General features: G+C 71.5%; 1 protein-coding gene and 1 pseudogene. One reads left to right on the top strand and one right to left on the bottom strand.

The window, feature by feature from the left end:
* Positions 1-1,060: trypsin-like serine peptidase (locus ACFW2E_RS41885; RefSeq protein ID WP_384475926.1), on the bottom strand; the 1,060-nt coding region annotated here is incomplete at its 3' end.
* A gap of 287 nt (positions 1,061-1,347) precedes the next feature.
* Between ACFW2E_RS41885 and ACFW2E_RS41880 the strand changes: the two are divergent.
* Positions 1,348-2,874 (top strand): annotated as a pseudogene (locus ACFW2E_RS41880) (aminotransferase class III-fold pyridoxal phosphate-dependent enzyme).
* Positions 2,875-3,018: the final 144 nt, after the last annotated feature.

Below are 3,018 nucleotides of genomic sequence, written 5' to 3'. Positions count from 1 at the left end.
CGGTCAGGGTGCCGCCGGTGCGGTACTGCGGCGGGCCCGTGTCGTGGCGCGACCGCCGACCGGGTGTGTCCGTGCCGTGATACATCCGCTGGCCGTGGTCGGGCGGCGCCGCCGGGTAACCGGTCGCGGTGATGCTCCGCACCTTCGGCACGGCCGGGGCGTTGAAGTTCACCGGCAGAGCCGAACCGACCATCTCTTCCAGGGACTTGCCGCTGTTGCCCTGCTCCGGCGTCACATGGATCACGGCGAAGTCGTAGGGGGCGCCGTCCCCGCCCGTCTCACCGCCCTGGTCGATCCACTGCTGCGAGGTCAGGGCCCCGTCGCCCCACCACACGCCGTACGGAGCGACCTCCGCCCGGGTGGCCTTCTGCAGCTGCGCGTCCGTCATGCCCTTGTCGTTGTACGACGGCACGAAGGCGATGTTGCGGTACCAGCCGCCCTTCTTGCCGGCGTGCACACAGTGGCCCGCCGTCCACACGAGGTTGGACTTGCCGGGGTGGGCCGGGTCCTCCACGACCGTCGCCGAGCAGACCATGGTGCCCTCGGGGGAGTCGAAGAACACCTTTCCTGCGGTTGCCGCGTTGGAGTGGTACGACGGCCGGACATCCTCCGCCTGAACCTTCGCCGGAGTCGGATCGGTCACGCCCTGGTCACCGGAGATGTCGTTCTCGTCGACACCCTTGTCCGGGTCGTTGGCCCCGCGCATCCGGTCCGGATCCCACAGACCCTTGATGATCGGGTTGATGAAGTCGTTGGCCTCGCGCAGCCAGTCGTCCCTGTTCCAGTTCTTCCAGGCGCCCTTCTTCCACTTGTCGATGTCGAACCCGTGCTCTTTGAGCTTGTTCCTGATGTCGTCCGGGATCTTGATCTTTCCGTCGCCGTTGTCCCCGACGGTCGCGGAGGCGGTCGGCTTGCCGTCCGCGTTGTCGTCGGAGCCGTTGCAGGCGGTGGCCGTGAGCGCCAGCGCCGACGCGAGGGCGACGGCCGCCAGCACGGGGGATGTTCTGCGAGGCGCGCTCCTTCCTCGGCGAGCGGTGAAGGACGGCCGTATGGATCGCATGGTGCTGACTCCCCCTGAGGTAAAGGAACTAGGCGCTGCGTCCGCGATGCTCGGGCGGAACTCATGGGGAGTTCACGCCGGTCTCACGGACGTCCGGAACGGCATCACACACTATGCGCTCGCTGTGGGGGACTTCCGACGGAACGGCAACGGTTCCGTCACGGCAAGGATCTTGAAGCAACCCGTAACCAGGTGGGCCGTCCGGGGTTGTAGCGGTGGGGGGACTGCTGCCCATGCCCGGTCCCCGTCCATCAACTCGCCCCTGAACAGCGGGAGGACAGCGAGCCGTGGCCGTGACCGAGTCGGTGACCGGGGGGACCTCCGGGGGAGCGCGCGCCGCGCACGAGGGGATCCTGAGGCGCCAGTCGGCGCGCGAGTCGTCGGCACGCACCTATGCGCGCGCCCTTCCCATCGTGCCGGTCCGGGCACGCGGGCTGACCATCGAAGGCGCCGACGGCCGCCGCTACCTCGACTGTCTCTCCGGTGCCGGGACCCTCGCCCTGGGCCACAACCACCCGGTCGTCCTGGAGGCCATCCGAAAGGTCCTCGACTCGGGCGCCCCCCTCTCCGTCCTCGACCTCGCGACCCCCGTCAAGGACGCCTTCATCACCGAACTGTTCCGCACCCTGCCACCCGGCCTCGCCGACCGTGCCCGCGTCCAGTTCTGCGGACCGGCCGGCACGGACGCCGTAGAGGCCGCGTTCAAGCTGGTACGTGCCGCGACGGGCCGTACCGGAATCCTGGCCTTCACCGGCGCCTACCACGGGATGACCACCGGCGCGCTGGCCGCGTCCGGCGGCGCCGGCGACGTTCGGGTGGGCCGCCTCCCGTATCCGCAGGACTACCGCTGTCCCTTCGGGGTCGGCGGCGCCCGCGGCGCGGAACTCGCAGCCCGCTGGACCGAGTCCGTCCTGGACGACCCCAAGTCCGGTGTCCCCCTCCCCGCCGGGATGATCCTCGAGCCCGTCCAGGGCGAGGGCGGGGTGATTCCCGCCCCCGACGACTGGCTGCGGCGCATGCGGCAGATCACCGCCGACCGCTCCGTCCCCCTGATCGCCGACGAGATCCAGACCGGTGTCGGACGCACCGGTGCCTTCTGGGCCGTGGAGCACAGCGGAGTCACCCCCGACGTGATGGTCCTGTCCAAGGCCATTGGCGGCAGCCTTCCGCTGGCCGGCGGGGGCTAACCCGACGACCGCGACCGCGGGGGACCCCGCGCCCCCGCGGGCCCCGGGCGCGGCAACCAACTCGCCATGGCCGCAGGCACGGCCACCCTCGCCCACGTCCGCGAGCACGGCCTCGCCGCCCGCGCGGCCCGGCTCGGTTCCCGACTGCTGACACAACTCCACGAGCTGGAGCGGCAGTTCCCGTGCGTGGGTGACGTCCGAGGGCGAGGGTTGATGATCGGGCTCGAGCTGGTGGATCCCGAGAGGACCGATCCCGGCTCGCCCGTTCCGGTGCAGACCCCGGCGGGGGCAGGAGACGTGGGCGAGGGCCGGCAGGTTGTCTCCGAAGCCCCCGGAGAGTCGATCGCGGGGCTGGAGCGGGCCCGTACCAGTCGTCCCGCCGCCCCCGAACTCGCCGCCGCCGTCCAGCGGGAGTGCCTGCGCCGCGGCCTGATCGTGGAGCTCGGCGGCCGCCACTCGAGTGTCGTACGGCTCCTTCCTCCCCTCACCATCAGCGACGAGCAGGCGGCGGCCGTGCTCGACCGGCTGAGCGACGCCGTGGCAGCGGTCGCCCGCAAGGCCGGCGACCTCGTCCGCCCACCCCGGCAGCACGGCGGCCGCAGCGGGCGCACCGGACCGACGGGGTAGGACGCGACGACCGTCCCTTCTCCGCCGGACCGCCGATCCGTGACAGTCCGGCCCCGCTCCCCCTGCCCCCGTGGTCCGGTCCGCCACCACACAAACCCGGACGTTCCCAACCGATAGAACGCCCACCAAGCTCTCCCGCCCCCC

Origin of the sequence: Streptomyces sp. NPDC058964, from assembly GCF_042741275.1 — a bacterium.
Classification (GTDB): domain Bacteria; phylum Actinomycetota; class Actinomycetes; order Streptomycetales; family Streptomycetaceae; genus Streptomyces.
The sequence above is the reverse complement of the archived record's forward strand: the minus strand, read 5'-3'. Positions and strand labels throughout refer to the sequence as shown.